Source organism: Deltaproteobacteria bacterium, assembly GCA_016874775.1.
Classification (GTDB): domain Bacteria; phylum Desulfobacterota; class Binatia; order Bin18; family Bin18; genus VGTJ01.
In genome coordinates, this window is the sequence record VGTJ01000004.1 from 1 (window position 1) to 15,563 (window position 15,563).

The 15,563-nt window shown below is 53.1% G+C and carries 16 protein-coding genes; 5 read left to right on the forward strand and 11 right to left on the reverse strand.

The window, feature by feature from the left end:
* Positions 1-111 precede the first annotated feature (111 nt).
* Both FJ147_01090 and FJ147_01095 read right to left on the reverse strand, forming a co-directional pair.
* A complete protein-coding gene (locus tag FJ147_01090; protein ID MBM4254472.1) occupies positions 112-258 on the reverse strand; it encodes a transposase in 147 nt (48 codons plus the stop codon).
* Positions 259-571: 313 nt separating this feature from the next.
* Entirely contained in the window at positions 572-1,051 is a 480-nt protein-coding gene (locus tag FJ147_01095; GenBank protein ID MBM4254473.1) for a nuclear transport factor 2 family protein, read from the reverse strand.
* Between the two features lie 144 nt (positions 1,052-1,195).
* Here FJ147_01095 and FJ147_01100 point away from each other — a divergent pair, with 144 nt between their 5' ends.
* Positions 1,196-1,993 (forward strand): glutathione S-transferase family protein, encoded by a 798-nt coding sequence (locus tag FJ147_01100; protein ID MBM4254474.1) that lies wholly within the window; start codon positions 1,196-1,198, stop codon positions 1,991-1,993.
* Between the two features lie 178 nt (positions 1,994-2,171).
* Here the strand turns inward: FJ147_01100 and FJ147_01105 are convergent, their stop codons facing one another.
* Entirely contained in the window at positions 2,172-3,272 is a 1,101-nt protein-coding gene (locus FJ147_01105; GenBank protein ID MBM4254475.1) for an SDR family oxidoreductase, read from the reverse strand.
* A gap of 157 nt (positions 3,273-3,429) precedes the next feature.
* Between FJ147_01105 and FJ147_01110 the strand changes: the two genes are divergently transcribed.
* The 4 genes from FJ147_01110 to FJ147_01125 all read left to right on the forward strand — a co-directional run bounded on the left by FJ147_01110 (position 3,430) and on the right by FJ147_01125 (position 5,619).
* On the forward strand, positions 3,430-3,933 hold the full coding sequence (locus tag FJ147_01110) for a MaoC family dehydratase (protein MBM4254476.1): 504 nt from the start codon (positions 3,430-3,432) through the stop codon (positions 3,931-3,933).
* Positions 3,934-3,947: 14 nt separating this feature from the next.
* Entirely contained in the window at positions 3,948-4,370 is a 423-nt protein-coding gene (locus FJ147_01115; protein ID MBM4254477.1) for an acyl dehydratase, read from the forward strand.
* A 57-nt stretch (positions 4,371-4,427) separates the two neighbouring features.
* On the forward strand, positions 4,428-4,712 hold the full coding sequence (locus tag FJ147_01120) for a hypothetical protein (protein MBM4254478.1): 285 nt from the start codon (positions 4,428-4,430) through the stop codon (positions 4,710-4,712).
* 82 nt (positions 4,713-4,794) lie between these two features.
* Complete coding sequence (locus FJ147_01125) at positions 4,795-5,619, forward strand: hypothetical protein (protein MBM4254479.1); 825 nt, start codon at positions 4,795-4,797, stop codon at positions 5,617-5,619.
* Here the strand turns inward: FJ147_01125 and FJ147_01130 are convergent, their stop codons facing one another.
* The 8 genes from FJ147_01130 to FJ147_01165 form a co-directional block, all read right to left on the reverse strand.
* Positions 5,620-6,309 (reverse strand): hypothetical protein, encoded by a 690-nt coding sequence (locus FJ147_01130; protein ID MBM4254480.1) that lies wholly within the window; start codon positions 6,307-6,309, stop codon positions 5,620-5,622.
* Between the two features lie 345 nt (positions 6,310-6,654).
* Positions 6,655-7,146, reverse strand: coding sequence for a hypothetical protein (locus FJ147_01135; protein ID MBM4254481.1), 492 nt, complete (start codon positions 7,144-7,146; stop codon positions 6,655-6,657).
* An 82-nt stretch (positions 7,147-7,228) separates the two neighbouring features.
* Entirely contained in the window at positions 7,229-7,768 is a 540-nt protein-coding gene (locus FJ147_01140) for a hypothetical protein (protein ID MBM4254482.1), read from the reverse strand.
* A gap of 111 nt (positions 7,769-7,879) precedes the next feature.
* Complete coding sequence (locus FJ147_01145; GenBank protein ID MBM4254483.1) at positions 7,880-10,501, reverse strand: VWA domain-containing protein; 2,622 nt, start codon at positions 10,499-10,501, stop codon at positions 7,880-7,882.
* A 98-nt stretch (positions 10,502-10,599) separates the two neighbouring features.
* Positions 10,600-11,703, reverse strand: a complete 1,104-nt coding sequence (locus FJ147_01150; GenBank protein ID MBM4254484.1) for an amidohydrolase — start codon at positions 11,701-11,703, stop codon at positions 10,600-10,602.
* 185 nt (positions 11,704-11,888) lie between these two features.
* The gene (locus FJ147_01155; protein ID MBM4254485.1) at positions 11,889-12,845 is read right to left on the reverse strand and encodes an LLM class flavin-dependent oxidoreductase; all 957 of its coding nucleotides are present in this window, start codon (positions 12,843-12,845) and stop codon (positions 11,889-11,891) included.
* Positions 12,808-14,274 carry a hypothetical protein gene (locus FJ147_01160; GenBank protein ID MBM4254486.1) on the reverse strand — a complete coding sequence of 489 codons (1,467 nt, stop codon included), beginning with the start codon at positions 14,272-14,274 and terminating at the stop codon, positions 12,808-12,810. The genes FJ147_01155 and FJ147_01160 overlap by 38 nt, the downstream gene beginning before the upstream one ends.
* 44 nt (positions 14,275-14,318) lie before the next feature.
* Positions 14,319-15,563, reverse strand: a complete 1,245-nt coding sequence (locus FJ147_01165; protein ID MBM4254487.1) for an MFS transporter — start codon at positions 15,561-15,563, stop codon at positions 14,319-14,321.

The following is a 15,563-nucleotide window of genomic DNA, read 5'->3' on the forward strand; positions in this document are numbered from 1 at the left end:
CCTGGAGGGCTTCACATCTCGTGCTCGTTGCATCGGTCTGGCCGTGAGAGTTTGGTGCGAACAACCACGCAGCAGCTCTTGCTGTCTCTCAACCTCGGGTGTCAAGCGGCTTTACCGGAAGCTCACTAATAACCCCATCAGATACTGCTTGCCCCAGTGGCGTCGTTCCGCGCGCCCCAATTCAGGAGCAAACTCCTCCACAAACGCGCCCAGCTGCTTCTCGACCGCTCGTAACTCTGCCAGTTTCACGCTGCTCATCCATCCTTGTCTCTTCGCTCTTTCTACTATATCTTATTACTTAACGGAGTAGTAATAGTCGGCCCTGAAAAAAATATCTAACTATCTAGAAACACAAAATATTTGTTGATAAATCGACGCTTGATTTTGCCAGGTTTTGCGCTCTTTGGCTCATTTGTTTGCAATTTCACTCTGGCTTGTCCCCAGCTTTCCTCAGCGATCGGAGCTACCAAAGCCCTCCAAACGCGGCAGAAATGATCCTTCACACTCTGTTACTAGCCAATTATTAATTAAAATCGACTTTTTCAGGGCCGACTATCTACTAGTTGAAACCTTACACCTTCCGTGGCACCAGGTTACGCTTGATCCGCTTCCCTCCCCAGCCTTCTTGTAGCGGAACTAGGAAGTCCAGCTTGATAACCTTCTCGGTGAATTTCCACTCGCTGTTCACGCGAAACAATGTGTCTTCGTAAAACCCCGCGACGGTAATCGACTCACCTTTGAGATCGCCGACGGCGTCGAAGTAGCTCTTTGATGTGGCGGTGTCGCCATCTACTGTGATGACTTGGTTATGAATGAGATGGCGCAGGACTTCCATGCGGTTCTGCATGTAGACGCTATACCATTTGTGAGTGGCCTCGCGCCCTGGATAACGTGTGCCAGGAACTAATGCGAGGTTACATTCTGTGTGGAACAGCGCCATGACTTCTTCGAGCGTACCGCGATCGACTGCCCAGCAGTAGCGGTGTACGAGGTCGCGGATCTGTTCGCGATCGAGAAGTTCTTTCATCTGGCTTTCAATGCTCGTATTCATGTCTTTTCCTCTGGCAGAGCCCTATCACGAGTATGGGAATTCACAATAGCCTTTGTCGGGAACGCAGGGCGGGTGTATAAACGGGGGCAAGGGGAAGTGGGGAAAAGGGTAAATGGGTCAATGGAGAAACAAAAGGAGGCCGTGATGCTCGAACTCTATACTCATCCGCAGTCACCGTGTGCACAGAAAGTGAAGATTGTCTTAGTCGAAAAAGGCCTCTCCTGGACGAGCCATCATGTCAATCTGCCAGATAAAGAGAACTTGCGGCCTGAATACCTTAAGCTGAATCCGTTGGGCGTAGTGCCGACACTGGTCCATGACGGGCGACCGGTGATTGAGTCGAACATTATCTGTGAATATCTGGATGACGCGTTTCCGCAGCAACGCTTGATGCCGTCTGACCCCTATCTCGCTGCGCACGTGCGCTTCTGGATGAAGCACGTCGATGGCAAACTCCATCCTTCGTGTGGTGCGATGCAGTGGCCGTTGCTGATGATGCCTGGCTTGATGAAGAAAACTGAGGAAGAGCGGCAGGCGTTACTTGAGAAGATCCCCGAAGCTCCACGACGTGAGCGACAGAAACGATTAGTGAAGTTTGGCCTTGATGCAGCAGATGTGGCTGACGGTGTGAAGACCTACATGAAGACAATTCAGGATATGGAGAAGTCACTGGAGAAGAATCCGTGGGTCGTTGGCGATACGTTCTCACTTGCCGATGTTGCTTTGGCTCCGTATTTCCAGACATTACTGCAGTTTGGTTGGACGGCACTGTATGAGAAGCGCTATCCGCGTGTCATGAACTGGGTTGCTCGCTGCAGTGCGCGGGCGTCGTACAAAACTGGCATCACAGCGGATTACACCGCAGAGGTCATTGCTGACCTCCAGCAGAAAGGTGTCGAGGCCTGGCCGAAAATTGAGAAGCATGCGCAGGGGATGATGTGAGGCTCTAGCAGCGCAGGCGTCTCGCCCGCAAGAATTGCGGATTGTGGATTGCGGAATTAAAAAAATAGCCGTAGGCTGGGATAAGCTTTTCGTGAGCCCAGTCGAAGGGGCCACAAGCCGTTCCCGGCGCGCTCTTGCCGGAAACGCTGCGCTTATTCCGGCCTACGTTCTCCTTGTTCTATCGTTCCACCGGCGGTAACCACTTCAACTCCTGAAACTGCCTGAACCATTTCTGAAAACAATCTTCGGTATCCATGCACTCATGAAAACCCGCCTGCCGCAGCTTGATGGTGCTGACGAGCATTGGTGGGAGTGAATCATGCCGACTGCCGAAGCCGAAGGAGAAATCGGCGACGATAAACGACTGACCGACGAAGTCGCGCAGACTCGCTGGCGAGCGGAGTCCATACTCACGGACGATCGCCGCCCATGCCGCCTCGTGTTTCGGCATCTCTTCGGCAAGCGAGCATGGCTCTGGAGGGCCAACTTTCATGCCCAATGCATCAGCAATCGCAGGCCACACATTCGGCCAGGCGAAAACGTCTCCATTGGTGATATTGAAGACCTCATTGTGACTGGCAGAGGCTGTTGCTGCCCAGGCACAGGCTCGCGCGAGAATATCAGCATCGATTGCTTCCAACACGAATGAGGCACCGCCTGGATAGGAGAGTGGTAATCCAGCTTCACGTCGCAGGGCAGCATAGACACCAATGGCGGGAATGACATTCATCTGACTGCCCAATGATTCACCAAGAATGAGTTGCGGTCGCCACACCGTCCAATGCCACGACTTCCCTTTCTGGTGGTCGCGCAGATAGTCTTCTTGCAGCCAGTAGAAGTTCTCGTGTTGATGCCGGGGCCAGCGTTCACGGGCTGGAACAGGGAAGGGCTCTAAGTGCGCACCGTAAGCTTTGGTGCCTTGTAGCAACGAGACATGCTGCAAATTCTTGGCGACCTTCTCCAGTGGTGCCATGAGGTTATCGAGCATTGCCAGGTTGGTTTCCATCTGGTCGCGCTCACGCCAGCCCTGTACGAGTCCTGGCTTTTCGTACAGCGCGGCGTAGATGACATGAGTAACGTCATGCATCTTGCTGAATACCTCCGCGCACTGCGCTTTGTTTTGCAGGTCGACAGAAACGATAGTGGCGTCTTCTAAACCTGCGGGGATACGGCGAGAAATACCGACGGCATCCCAGTCTTTCGCCTGGGCGAAATGCTGCACGGCTGCATAGCCAACGAGGCCGGATGCACCAGCGACGAGCATTTTTTTCTTGGGCATGGTTTCCTCCGTTTTTTATTGTTTCTAAGAGTCGGCAGGCACGGCCTGCCCTACAAAGACGTACTATTCGGTGTGGGAGCGACTTGCAACATCCTGGAGGCGGACGTATGCTCCCGGCATCACGTCTCTAGGGAGAGTATAAGGAGGAGAGAGCATCATGGCGGAGTTTAAATTCCCCGTTGAAGCAAGCCACATTATGATGTTTGCTCGTTCGGTTGGTGACGCCAACAAAATTTATGCGGACGCCGACTATGCGAAGACAACGGAAGTCGGCTCGATTATCGCGCCACCGACGTTTGCGCAGTCCAGTGCCCAGTTTGATCCTGACTATTTCTTACGCCCGAAGATTGGCCAGCCGTGGTTTGGCTCAGGCAAGGAACCCACCGGCATCAAACGGGAGAAGAGCAGCGAAGGTGGCGGCGGCGGTGGGGGTGGCGGGCTCCATGCTGAGCAGCACTTCGAATATCATCGTCATCTCAAGCCCGGTGATGTACTCACTGTGACGGTGAAACCCGGAAAAGCCTGGGAGAAGGAAGGCAAACGCTCGGGCAAACTAAAGTTCTCCGAAACCATTACTGAGTATCGCGACCAAAAAGGCGAGCTGGTGATTACGGCCCGTAGCGTCGGTGTTCAGACTGAACGCCCGGTTGATCCGAAATAGTGAGGAGGAACGTCATGGCATTATCAGCAAAGAATCTCAAAGTTGGCGATACCCACTCTGAAAAAATTGTCGAGAACCTCACGCGCACACAATTAGTGCAGTACGCGGGAGCATCGGGCGACTATAACCCTGTGCATACGGACGAACTCTTTACCACCAAGATTGCGGGCTATCCTAGTGTCTTTGCCCACGGCATGTGCTCAATGGGCATGACCGGTAAGATGCTGACTAATTACGTTGGCGATGGGCGCCTGACGAAATATGGCGTGCGGTTCACCCGCCAGGTGTGGCCGGGCGATAGTCTGACAGCGAAGGCGACTGTCAAAGAAATTCGCCAAGAGGGTGGTCAACATTTCGTTGAGCTCGATGTTTCCACGGTGAATCAGGATGGTCAGGAAGTGATTAGTGGGTATGCGTCGGCGAGGGTTGATGCATAAAGACAACCTGGGAGCGCGGGCGAGACGCCCGCGCTCCCAGGAAAAAAGGAGGCTCTCATGAGTGCCCAGGCCCTCAACATTATGCTTGTCGATCTCTTCCGCTCTGACGAGAAACTGGAGCAGTACCAAAAGGATCCGGACTCAGTCACTTCCAGTTATGACCTCACTTCCGAAGAGCGCGAACGGCTCAAAGCCAAGGACATGGGCTGGCTCTACACCCACGGTGCTCATCCGTACATTCTCGTGCAGTATGCCTTTGCCATTAAGCATGACCTGGGGCAGTATCTGCAATCGTTACAAGCGGCGACGGGGATGAAGGGGAAAGAAACGGAGAAACGGTGAAACGGAGAAACGGGGGAGGGGAAGGTCGCCGGTTCTCCCATTCGTTTTCAGCCTACTGATTACTCTCTTTTCTGAAGGAGGAATGATGGCCCAAATTGTTGCCGCTATGGCGTCGGTTCACAGCCCGTTAATGACTATGGCTCCGCAAATGGCTGACCAACCTACCTGGCAGCGTATTCACCAGGGGTTCGATACGCTGAAAAAGACGCTCACTGATAAGAAGGTCGATACACTCGTGGTGATTTCTGATGAACATTTCAACGCGCTCGATCCACGTCGCTATCCGTCGTTTGGGGTGGTGACCTCAACAACGGCGGTCGGACCAGTGGAGAATTGGTTAGGGATGCCAAGCAACAGTATCAAGATCAATTGTGCGTCAGATCTCGCTGAAGCGGTGATGAAAGAAGGCGTGCAGCAAGGGTTTGATCTGACTCGTCTGGGGGAAGTGGGGCTCGACCACGGTTTCCTCACAGTCCCACATTTCCTGACTCCGAAGTGGGATCTTTCGTATCTCTGGCTCATTCAGAATTGCGTCTTGCCGCCGCTGCCGAGCCTCAAACGCTGCTATGACTTTGGCCGTATGGTGGGGCAGGCGATTCGTAAAGCCGATAGTTCGCGTCGCGTGGCGATTCTTGGAACTGGTGGATTATCCCATGCAGTTGGTACTCCAGATATGGGGCGAGTGACTCCAGATTTCGATAAAAAGTTTCTCGATTTATTGTGTGCCCAGAACCCTGCCATGTGCAGCTTCAGTGATGCAGAACTCGATGCGATCGGCAATGGTACGCACGAAATTCGCAACTGGGTTGCGGTCGCTGGCGTGGTCGAAGGTACGAAAGGCAACGTGGTGATGTACGAACAAGCGATGGCTGTAGGCTTTGGCATGATGCAGTTTCAAGTTGCCTAATCACTCAAATCGCACGGAAAATCCTTCTTCTTCGTCGTTCTCCTTATCTGTGAGTGTGGTGCGCGCTGAAGTGTATTGCCCCGTGGGGTAGAACAAATAGCCGGTAATGCTTTGTCCAGGTTGCAGGGTAATATCACCCTGCAACGCTTTGCCTTGCGTTGTCGGTGCTGCGACTGGTGCGACTTGCCCGCCACCTGCAGAGGAGAGAAAAACCTTATCGGCATTCAATCCGTACGGACGTGGCGAGTTGTTGGTAATGACCGCCTTAATTGGCAGAACGCCACTTTTGGGTAGGTCTGCGCCCAACTCCATTTGTGACTCGAAACTTCCTAAGCGGGTCAACACCATCGACATGCCGCGCCCCGGCCCGTCATCACCCAGGTTCTGACTACTCAACAGGATGTTGTAGGTTTGCGTGAAAACGTGCGGGAATGAACCAGGTTTATCCGCGGCGCCGACCAACGCTCGAACGGGTTCTCCGCTGCGATCCGGTACCGCAGTCGCATGACTCTCGTCGGTACATGTAATGGTGACTTTTCCGGACTTTCCATCTTCTTTTTTAGCCTCAATGAATCCAGGCTGTCCAGGTTTCGCGATCTGCACTGCCGCCGCTGCGTAGCCCATGCTGACAACAGCGCGATGCGCTAGTCGATTCGCTTCTTCGCAGGTTGGGATACGCGTCTCTGCCACACGCTTTTTCAGTGGCTGTTTTGGAGTGCAACTGACCAAGGCGAGAGCCAGAGCGAGAGAGAGACAGAGAGAAAAAATTGCAGACATACGCGGGGTGAGTACCATAAAGATCCGGGGCTTCAACTTCTAGTTACAGATGAACCCTTTTATCAACCGTCACTACGCGACGGACGTCAAAAAGGCAGCCTCTGCCCCAGCCTTGAAAGGCTGGGCTACATTCACGCCGCCAGCTTACGCTGGCTTTTTACTCAGCCCCGGTGGGGCTGTCGACGGTTTAGGGGCCCAGGCCCAGGCAGAGCTGACGTCGCATCGCAACGTCGGGCAAATATGACGTATGCGCAGTTTTTATTCCACAGCATCCTGAGACTCTGTCAGCCCAACCACGTCGACACTCTCCAATTGCAGCTTACGATTGCGTTGGGTAAAGAAGCCGATCATCGTGAGCGGCGTTCCTGGCTCAGCTTGACCGACTTTGGAGAGCAAGGCGCGTGGTCCAACGAGGTCGAAATCGACAGCATATTTGCCTGCTTGTTGGAGAATCGCTCCCTCACCGATTTGCTTATCATCGACTGCTTCCGCTTTGACCAATTCAAACTGATAGGTCTCACGAAAATCGTTAATGCCTAACTTGAGGACTTTCGAGCCTGCCTCAGGATTCGTGTTCAAAAAGCCAGTGAGTTTAATTTTGAATGGGGTTCGGGAGGCGTCGGAGGTCGCCCCATCCATTCCTCCAGGTGGCACCTGTGCAAATCCACTCGGAGCAACACAAAATAAAGAGAGAAGCACACAACAAGTGATGAAGTGAGAAAATTGGTGACGATAGGTCTTAGACATCATTTGCCTCCCTGAGTGAAGATTTTTATACCACGTTATACGTACCGATCCGAGATTTCCTACGGGTGAAGCCTTTCTCTGCCTCTCACTCTGGTTGGAGATCCTCGGATGACATGAGAGCAGGCGGGATTCCTCCTGCTCCGCCGCTTAAGGAAGGTCGCCCATCAGCGTGTATCGTCTCGATACTTTCGATGATCAGTTCACTTTTGCGTTGTCGGAGAAATCCGATGATAGTGAGGGGTGTATTAGGGACCGCCTGACCAATCTTTGAGAGAAGGTCCCGGTTGCCAAAAATACGATAATCGTAAGAGTTAAAGGTAATCCTTGGGATGATGGCTCTTCGCGGAATTTGTTTGTCGTCGACCGATTCTGCTTGCGTGATCTCAAACTGATAGGTTTCGTGATATCCATTAATCGCCAAAGTGGCGACTTTAGTACTATCCTTTTGCAATGTCGTCGGGTTCAAGGTGCCTCTGAGCTTGATGCGAATAGGGAATACTGACCCTTCTCCAGAGCCCCCTCCAAATCCGCTGAAATCTACGCCAAGACCGCTATAGCCTTGTCCATAGACATTGGTGACGGTTCCTGCCCACAGGCCAACAGTTACGATAGTTATGGCAAGCATTGTCCTTTTCATGCGATGGACAATAGCTGAGGTGCCGGTACTGAGCTAGAGGGGGAAAAGTCGCCCTCGCACGGAGAGCTGAGCGTAATGACAACAGTACAGTTGAAATAGTTACACCAGCCGTCGTATCAGCAGCTCCAGAAAATACACGGCCATGGCCAGCGGAACGAGATAGGGTAACAAAGAGTGTGGTTCTGGTACAGCGACGGGGAGGACGAGGGAAGTTGGATCGGGATTGATCGCACCATCAGTCGCGGTTGCGAGTGCTTCGAGGAGCAGGGTGTTTGGTTGTGGTTGCGGGATCTCGGCGACGTTGTTCTGATGGGGGAGGGTGTAGCCCAGTGGTCCGAGGTGCTCTCCGTTGGGAAGCGTCACATCGACACGGTAGTCGCCAATTTTGTTGGTACGATAAATCCCTTGATAATGGCCAGGGGCGAGCCGTTGCAGGGCGAGCGAGACATCAGTAATACCGGGACCGTTAATGCGAGCGAAAGCGGACTTACCATCTTCGCTGGTTCCGTAAGCAAACACGTCAATCACGACACCATCGGTATTGTGCCCAAGCTCGACAGAAAATTGTAATTGTGACTGCTCTTTCGGTTTGTCTCCAGCTTTGTTGCTGTCTCCAAGCGCCCAGCGAATCGCTTGCTCCCAGAACTTGGCGAATCCATCCCAACTCACCCAGGGGGCTGACCACCGACCATTGGCATCCGAAGTAAAGGCAATTGATTTTCCACGCCCGTATGACCAGGAGGCAAGGAGGGGTGGGCGTTTACCGTTGGCTTGCAGTGATACGTCAGTTCTGGCACCCGGCTTGGCTTGGGTGGTGACATACCCTTTGATGGGCGGAAACGCACGGTTCTCAAGGCTTTGCAGGATGGGTGACCCTGGGTTGGCAACGGGCACCAGATCTTTTTCGACCATGGTCTTCTCTTCGGGTTTCTTTTCTTGCCGCATTTCTCCAACAAAGAGGTCCGGCAGATTTTCTGGGGTGGTGGTGTGATGAAACGCTCCGCCACCATAGTCAGCGATACGTGAGAGGAGCCGCAAGTTCGGCTCTTCCCCCACCGCAATCGCTGAGATCGTAATTTTGAGTTCGCGATTGATGGCGGTCACGAGGTCGAGATATTCACTCCCACTCCCGCCGGTTTCACCGTCAGTGAGGACAATCATATGTTTGCGGGTCGCTGGCTGTCGTTCGAGCTGTCGCTTTGCTTCTTCAAGCGCTGGCAACAGAAAGGTGCCGCCCGACGGTTTGAGGCGTTCTAAGCGGCTGTCGATGTCAGCCCGGACGCCACTCATGCGCTGCGCGGGAATCACCGGAAACGCTTCAGTGTCAAAACCAATAACGCCAAAGAAGTCTCGATCTTTCAGATTGCGGGCGACGGCGCGCACGCCTTCTTTGGCATAGAGAATTTTCGATTCACGCCGCATACTGCCGGAGGTGTCGATGACAAGAACGACTGCCGTCGTGTGCTCTTCTTTCTGCGGTGGAGTGACCGTCACTGGTAGTATCTGTTCAACTTCTGAACCCTTGTAGCCACCAAGTCCAAGACTCTCTTCACCACCGATCATAATGAGTCCACCACCTTGACGGACGTAGTTATCGAGCCCGGAAAGAAGTGGGCCGGGAAGTTTGTTGCGCGCGACGTTGTTGAGGATGATGGCGCGAAAAGACGACAACGGCGGTATTGCGGCAGGTAAATCGATGGCTGTCGTGCCTAACCCTTGACTGCTGAGGATCCGTGCAAGGTAACGGTTGTCTTGAGCGCGCGCACTGACGAGCAAGATTTCTCGCTCTTTGGGGGTCAGCTGTAACCAGGCTGTCGCGTGATTATCTGGTTGGGTGGCATCTTCTGAAGCTGCACTCGGAGTGAAGACGGCACGGAGAGGAATAAGCCCACTACTGGTTTCAGGGAACGTAATGGCGTGAGTGAAGACTGAGGCGCCGGGATTGAGCGTGAGGGGCTGTTGCCAGACGACCCGATCTGTCTCTGTCACCCTGAGTTCACCTCGTACGGGATGCGGGTTGGTATTTTCCAGCGCGATACGGGCCTGAATGGTGTCGCCACCATTGGCAGCGTGCGGGACCCCAAACCGTTGAATGGCGATGTTGGGGACGATGGCCGGAGGTGGCGGAAGGAAGGGATAAATTTTTAACTGTCGTTCCTTCAGGAGGGGAAACACGGCTTTTGCTGCAGTTGCGGGAGTGTCGTTCTGTGTTCCCGTCGACGGATCACCTTCTCTGACTTCCCAACCATCGGTAAACAGATAGACATGACGATTATGGGTTTCGTCAAGCAAAGCTGTGAGCGCGCGTTGCAGGCTAGTCTCGGTGAGTTGTAAGTCTTCGGGTGGTTTCGCGAGCAGGTTCTTGGCTTCTCGCCAGTCGACCTGTTTTGCGGCTCCTGCAAAGATAACCGTTGGGGTATCAGGTTGTGGGTGGAGTTGGTGCTCAATCGTGTCTCGTATCCATTGTCGTTGTGGGGCAGTCAAACTGCGAGACAGGTCAATGACCAGAAGCGGGATGCTAGCGGCACCTGGTCGTAAGGTGTGTAAGCCAGCAACGGCAAGAATCAGCAATGCCAGGACGAGCGAATGGAGGAGCACGCTCAACAACGATGGCAAGCGACGGAATGCGCGCCATTGCCAGAGCCAGAATAACGGCAAGAGCAACAACAGCGAGAGCAGATGTGGCTGGCTAAAATCGTACGACGGTAGTGATGAGCGCATGAAGCAATCTGTCCGTGAGGACGCACAAATTCAAAGGGCAGCGAGGTACGCTGCCCCTGATCTTACGATGAACGTGGACAGAGCGGAAGTCTCCGTACTTAGTTCGGCAAGTTGTACAGTTCAGCTACGTTATCGTGGAGAATCCAGTTCTTCTCTTCTTCTGTCAGATGCGAGGTATGTTTCGCGAGCAGCTCTTGCGAGTGCGGCCAGGTTGAGTCGCTATGGGGAAAGTCATTTGCCCACATCAAGCGCCGCACATTGCACAGGTCCTTCATCTGGAAGGCCACCCAGTCATCCTGGAAGGTGAGATAGATATGTTCACGGAAATATTCACTCGGCATCTTGCTGAGCTTGCTTGCCGTGAGCCAGTAGCGGTGACGATCATAGGCATGGTCCATACGGTACATGTAATGCGGCGCCCAACCAGCATCGGCTTCAACGCAAACAATCTTCAACTTCGGGTGACGTTCAAACACTCCACCGAGGATGAAGGTCCCCATGATGTCCTGGCACCCACGAATGATGGAGAGGAAGCCATTCATTTTCGGTCCGCGTGATGGTGCACCGACGACATCGCCTTTACTGGTGAGAATATGGAAACTCAGTGGGAGCTTCAGATCAATGGCTGCTTCAAAGAACGGTGCATAAATGGGATCATCGTAGTCGGCGATCTGCGGATTTCCAGGCATCATGACACCCTTGAGGCCAAGAGCTTTGATTTTGCGCAAGTCTTCAATACCTTCGTCGACTGATCGCAGTGCCGTTTGCCCGAGGCCGATTAAACGATCGGGATTGGAGGAGCAGTATTCAGTAACCCACAGATTATAGGCATCAAAGCAAGCTTTCTTGTAATCGAAGTCCGGGTGATTACACAGGAGCATGCCAACAGTCGGATAGATGACTTCCGCTGCTACGCCATCGCGATCCTGTTCGGCCATGCGAGCCTGAGGATCCCAACCGCCACGGTGTAATTCTTCAAACTTCGCACCAAAAGCTTGTAACTCTTCCGCCTTTTTGCCTGCTGCTGCGACGAGCCCCATCGGAATCGGCTGATTTAAGCCATCGATGATAAAGAGGTCCCCTTTTCTTTCGTCGCGGACAATGTGTGGGGCGGTATCTTTATATTTCTTATCGATACGGTCCACGTACGTGCCCGGTGGCTCGGTGATGTGTGAATCCGCAGAAATGATCGGTTTCAGCATGCAGTTCCTCCTATGTCGCGTCAGTATTTTTTGTGTACGCGCATTCTTTCGTCGATATAGCTGCGATTCGTCGTAGGGTGAAGAGGGCCTTTGTGCTGGCGTAGCACTCAGCGGTCAGCTTTCAGCTTCTGAAGAAATTTTCACTCTTATTTTTCTGGCTGACTGCTGAGTGCTGATCGCTAACGTTACCGATACGCCGCAAACAACTCTTCGAACGCTACCAATTGATTGCCACGTGCTGAGGTTGGTACCACAATCAGTGTATTGACACCGGCGTCGTGCCACGCTTCGACTCCTTCGCGCACTTCTTTGGCCGAGCCGTACAGTGTCACTTGTGATAACCAGCGATCCGACAGCAGTTGGGGAATTTTTTCTTCTTCTTTGTTGGCGATCGCTTGACGAACCGCCATCATCTCTTCTTCAAAGCCTGCTTCGATCCAGTACTGTTGATAATTAGGCAGGCGAACATAGCTGGACAGCGTACGGCGATTGACCGCGGCGGCTGTAGCTTTGTCGTCATCAATACAGGTTGGCACCATGTTGCCAATCATGAACTTGGGATCTTTGCGTTTTTCTGCTGGCAACGCAGCAATAGAAGCGGCCATGTGCGAACGTGCGGCATTGGCCCATAACGCGCCTTGAGCAATTTCACCAGCTAGACGCACCATTGGTTTGCGCAGCGTTGCCAGGACTATCGGTGGCAACATATCAGCGCTTGGTACACTCTTTTTCATTTCGCTAATGAAGTTACGAATATCGCCCAGCGGTTTTCCGACTTGGAGTCCCAGACGTTGATGCATTGGTCCGTGACTGACGCCAATACCAAATTGGAATCGCCCACCGGACAGTTCGTGAATGAATGACGCTGTTTGCGCGTAATCGAATGGATGGCGAGTATAGATGTTAGTGATGGCAGTGCCGAACGGAATCTCTTTCGTGGTCTGCGCGAGTAGTGCACACCACGTCATATTGTCGATCACACTAGGACTGTATATGCCGCTAAATCCCATGGCTTCAAACCGTTGAGCCAGTTCGATTGTTGTTTTCCGTCGCCCAGGCATGGGGGCGACACTCACAGCAGGTTTTTTCGTCATGCACGTCTCCTTACTCATCAAACAGGCGATCTTGATTAGAGGCCGCATTGGGGGGAATGCGATAGAGAATTTTTCCTGGTCCTGACAATTCTGCGGCACTGCGATTTTGCTCCGGGGAAGAAGTTGGAGTACCACCAGGGGCGCGGCGTGTGGTCTTTTCTGTGTCTTTATTTCTGCGTGCCGATGACCGCGGCGCAGACCGGCTGCTCTCTTGAGCTTTTTCTTGCTCTTTTTCTAGCTTCCGCCGCGTTTTGTTGCGCTGGTTACGTTGTACTGGTTCTTCAGAGGGCGCGACCTCTGGTGTGACAGATTGTTCGGTGGACAAAGAAACCAAGGGCAGGGTGGTTCCGGTGCCAGGGGATGCCTGCGCTACTGTACTCTTACGAAAGAAATCTAAAGGGTTGTGCCAGATCGCGCCCCACCCGCCTCTCACACTCTGATAGGCAAATAGCAGCAACGCTGCGGCAAGCGCACCGACACCGGCTGCCCACAGAGGTCGTGCAGTGACTGATGGAGGTATACGCTTTGGAGTTACTCGTGAACTCACTCGTGGACGGGAAGGGGGCTGAGGGGGGATATTCGGGCGGTTGAGCATGAGCAGCGCACGAGCCTCAGCAATCGCCTCAAGCATGAGCGGACCAGAAATTGGTTTTTGTTGGCGTGCGGTCCCAGCATGCAAGGCGGCATTGGCAAGGGTATTCAGAGTCCGCGGGTTGCCTTTGCCATGTCGCGCAAGAAGACGAAGGGCCTCCACCGAAAAAAGTGGTGTGGCCAGACGTGGACCGACTTTGGTTCGTATCCGGGTTACCAGATAGACAAAACTCTCTTCAAATGTGAAGGGTCGCAGTTCTCCAGAGGTGGCCATGCGCCGTTTCAGTTGTTGTAACTGGGGCATTTCCAGTTTGAGGAGTAGCGTAGCATTCCCAATAAGGATCGTTTGTAAGAGTTTCTTGCCTTGTGTTTCCAATACCGACAACCAGTGAAAATCCTTCAATGTCTTCACCGGAAGCTGATGGGCATCGTCAATGACGATAACAACAGAACCTTCATGCTCTGCGCACGTTGCCAGTAATGCCGCATGGAGTGCGCGTATGCGCGGGGCGATATCCTCTAACGGGGCTAACGGTTGATTGGCGGTGGCTGCTGCAGGTGTATCTGCCAGAGAGATCGTGTAATCTTGTTCGACTGTTCCACCCAACTTGGTAATCACGGTATCGAGTAACAGAGAAAACGACAGTTTCTCAGCCGACAGAGGAATGACTGTAATGGACTGGGCAGGGAGTTCGTCGAGTACCGCACGGATAAAAGTCGTTTTCCCACTCCCATCCTCGCCGGTCAGCATCACCATTCCTTGTCGCTCGATAAGGGAACGGCGAATGGTCGCGGCAAGATCTTGTCGTTGTTGCGTCCAGAACAGCGACGCTGAGTCAACTTCACCAAATGGAGTTTGCCGGAGGCCAAAGAAGTTGAGAGACATGATCGGGCACCACTTTCTGGTATGACGACTATCTAATGACGAGGTCACACGCTCAGTTCAGTTTGGCGTCCTCTCAGATCGGGTGCCGCGAGGGCAGGCGCGCCTTGTTGTTTCGACAAGCGAGCGAACCCTAACGTCCCGAGCACCCCCACCACAGCGCCAAAAACAAACAACAACCGTAGTCCAAAGATTTCTGCGAGTGTTCCTGCGAGTACCGGTCCCAACATCATACCAACACTCATCGCCATGTTTAGTACCCCCATGACCGCGCCCATACCGCTGTTTTGTCCTTCGTCGGCTGCGAGTGCGGTGAGAGCCGGCATGGCCACTGCCATCAGGGCGCCAGTGAAAGCGCCAATGATTAATAGATGAATAAATCCTTGCGCGTACCATACTGCCAGAAATGCCAGCGAGCCAAGATAGCCACCAAGCGAAACCAGGGTATGCCGGCTCATGCGATCGGCCAAACGGCCAGCCGGAACCTGCACGAGGGAGCTGACCAACATATGGGTGGCAATGACGGTTCCGATCTGTGAGTTGTCCAATTGAAGAACTTCCGCTGCGAGTAATGGAAGAAAAGAAAACCACAACCCCATTTGAATCGAGTTGACCATGCGATACAGGGCGAGCCCTTTGACCTTGGGTTGTTGCAGCAACTCTCGATACGAGGTTGGTTGGGCTTTGGCTTGGGCACTGCCGTGCGACTCCGGTAGCAGCAGTAACACCGCTAGAAAAGATAAAAAGGTGAGTCCGCCCATCCAATAGAAACTTGCGGCAATACCGTAATGGTCGCTGATCCAGCCACCTGCAAGTGGTCCTACGCCAAAACTGCTGGTGATAAACAAATTGAAAATCCCCAAATAGGTCCCGCGTTGCTGCGGTGGAGCGAGGTCCCCAACATAGGCCGAGGCGATCGGCAAGACCAAGGCCATCATCCCGCCCTGGAAAAAACGTCCAACAATGAGATAGCCAATCGATGGTGCGTACACGTACCATAAGGACAGAATACTACTGAGGAACAAGCCGCAAACGATAAACCACTTGCGGCCGTGGCTATCTGACCAACGACTGATGAACGGCATGAAGAGCATTTGTGCTAGTGAAAAACTGGCAAAAAAGACGCCGATGGTAACGCCGGTTGCTCCAAGCGTTTTGGCATAGATCGGCAAGAAGGGGATGACGATGCCAACGCCCAGCATACCGGTAAACACGGCGAAATTCAGAATGTAAAATGCGCGATAATTCACAATAACCTTACTCTTGTAGTCTACAAGCTTTCTACTATACAA

Bases quoted from the DNA above. Each gene is read 5' to 3' on its own strand.
- FJ147_01115 (MBM4254477.1), top strand. From the start codon at position 3,948: ATGGCATTATCAGCAAAGAATCTCAAAGTTGGCGATACCCACTCTGAA.
- FJ147_01090 (MBM4254472.1), bottom strand. From the start codon at position 258: ATGAGCAGCGTGAAACTGGCAGAGTTACGAGCGGTCGAGAAGCAGCTG.
- FJ147_01140 (MBM4254482.1), bottom strand. From the start codon at position 7,768: ATGCTTGCCATAACTATCGTAACTGTTGGCCTGTGGGCAGGAACCGTC.
- FJ147_01100 (MBM4254474.1), top strand. From the start codon at position 1,196: ATGCTCGAACTCTATACTCATCCGCAGTCACCGTGTGCACAGAAAGTG.
- FJ147_01150 (MBM4254484.1), bottom strand. From the start codon at position 11,703: ATGCTGAAACCGATCATTTCTGCGGATTCACACATCACCGAGCCACCG.
- FJ147_01160 (MBM4254486.1), bottom strand. From the start codon at position 14,274: ATGTCTCTCAACTTCTTTGGCCTCCGGCAAACTCCATTTGGTGAAGTT.
- FJ147_01125 (MBM4254479.1), top strand. From the start codon at position 4,795: ATGATGGCCCAAATTGTTGCCGCTATGGCGTCGGTTCACAGCCCGTTA.
- FJ147_01110 (MBM4254476.1), top strand. From the start codon at position 3,430: ATGGCGGAGTTTAAATTCCCCGTTGAAGCAAGCCACATTATGATGTTT.
- FJ147_01145 (MBM4254483.1), bottom strand. From the start codon at position 10,501: ATGCGCTCATCACTACCGTCGTACGATTTTAGCCAGCCACATCTGCTC.
- FJ147_01105 (MBM4254475.1), bottom strand. From the start codon at position 3,272: ATGCCCAAGAAAAAAATGCTCGTCGCTGGTGCATCCGGCCTCGTTGGC.
- FJ147_01095 (MBM4254473.1), bottom strand. From the start codon at position 1,051: ATGAATACGAGCATTGAAAGCCAGATGAAAGAACTTCTCGATCGCGAA.
- FJ147_01135 (MBM4254481.1), bottom strand. From the start codon at position 7,146: ATGATGTCTAAGACCTATCGTCACCAATTTTCTCACTTCATCACTTGT.
- FJ147_01155 (MBM4254485.1), bottom strand. From the start codon at position 12,845: ATGCGGCCTCTAATCAAGATCGCCTGTTTGATGAGTAAGGAGACGTGC.
- FJ147_01120 (MBM4254478.1), top strand. From the start codon at position 4,428: ATGAGTGCCCAGGCCCTCAACATTATGCTTGTCGATCTCTTCCGCTCT.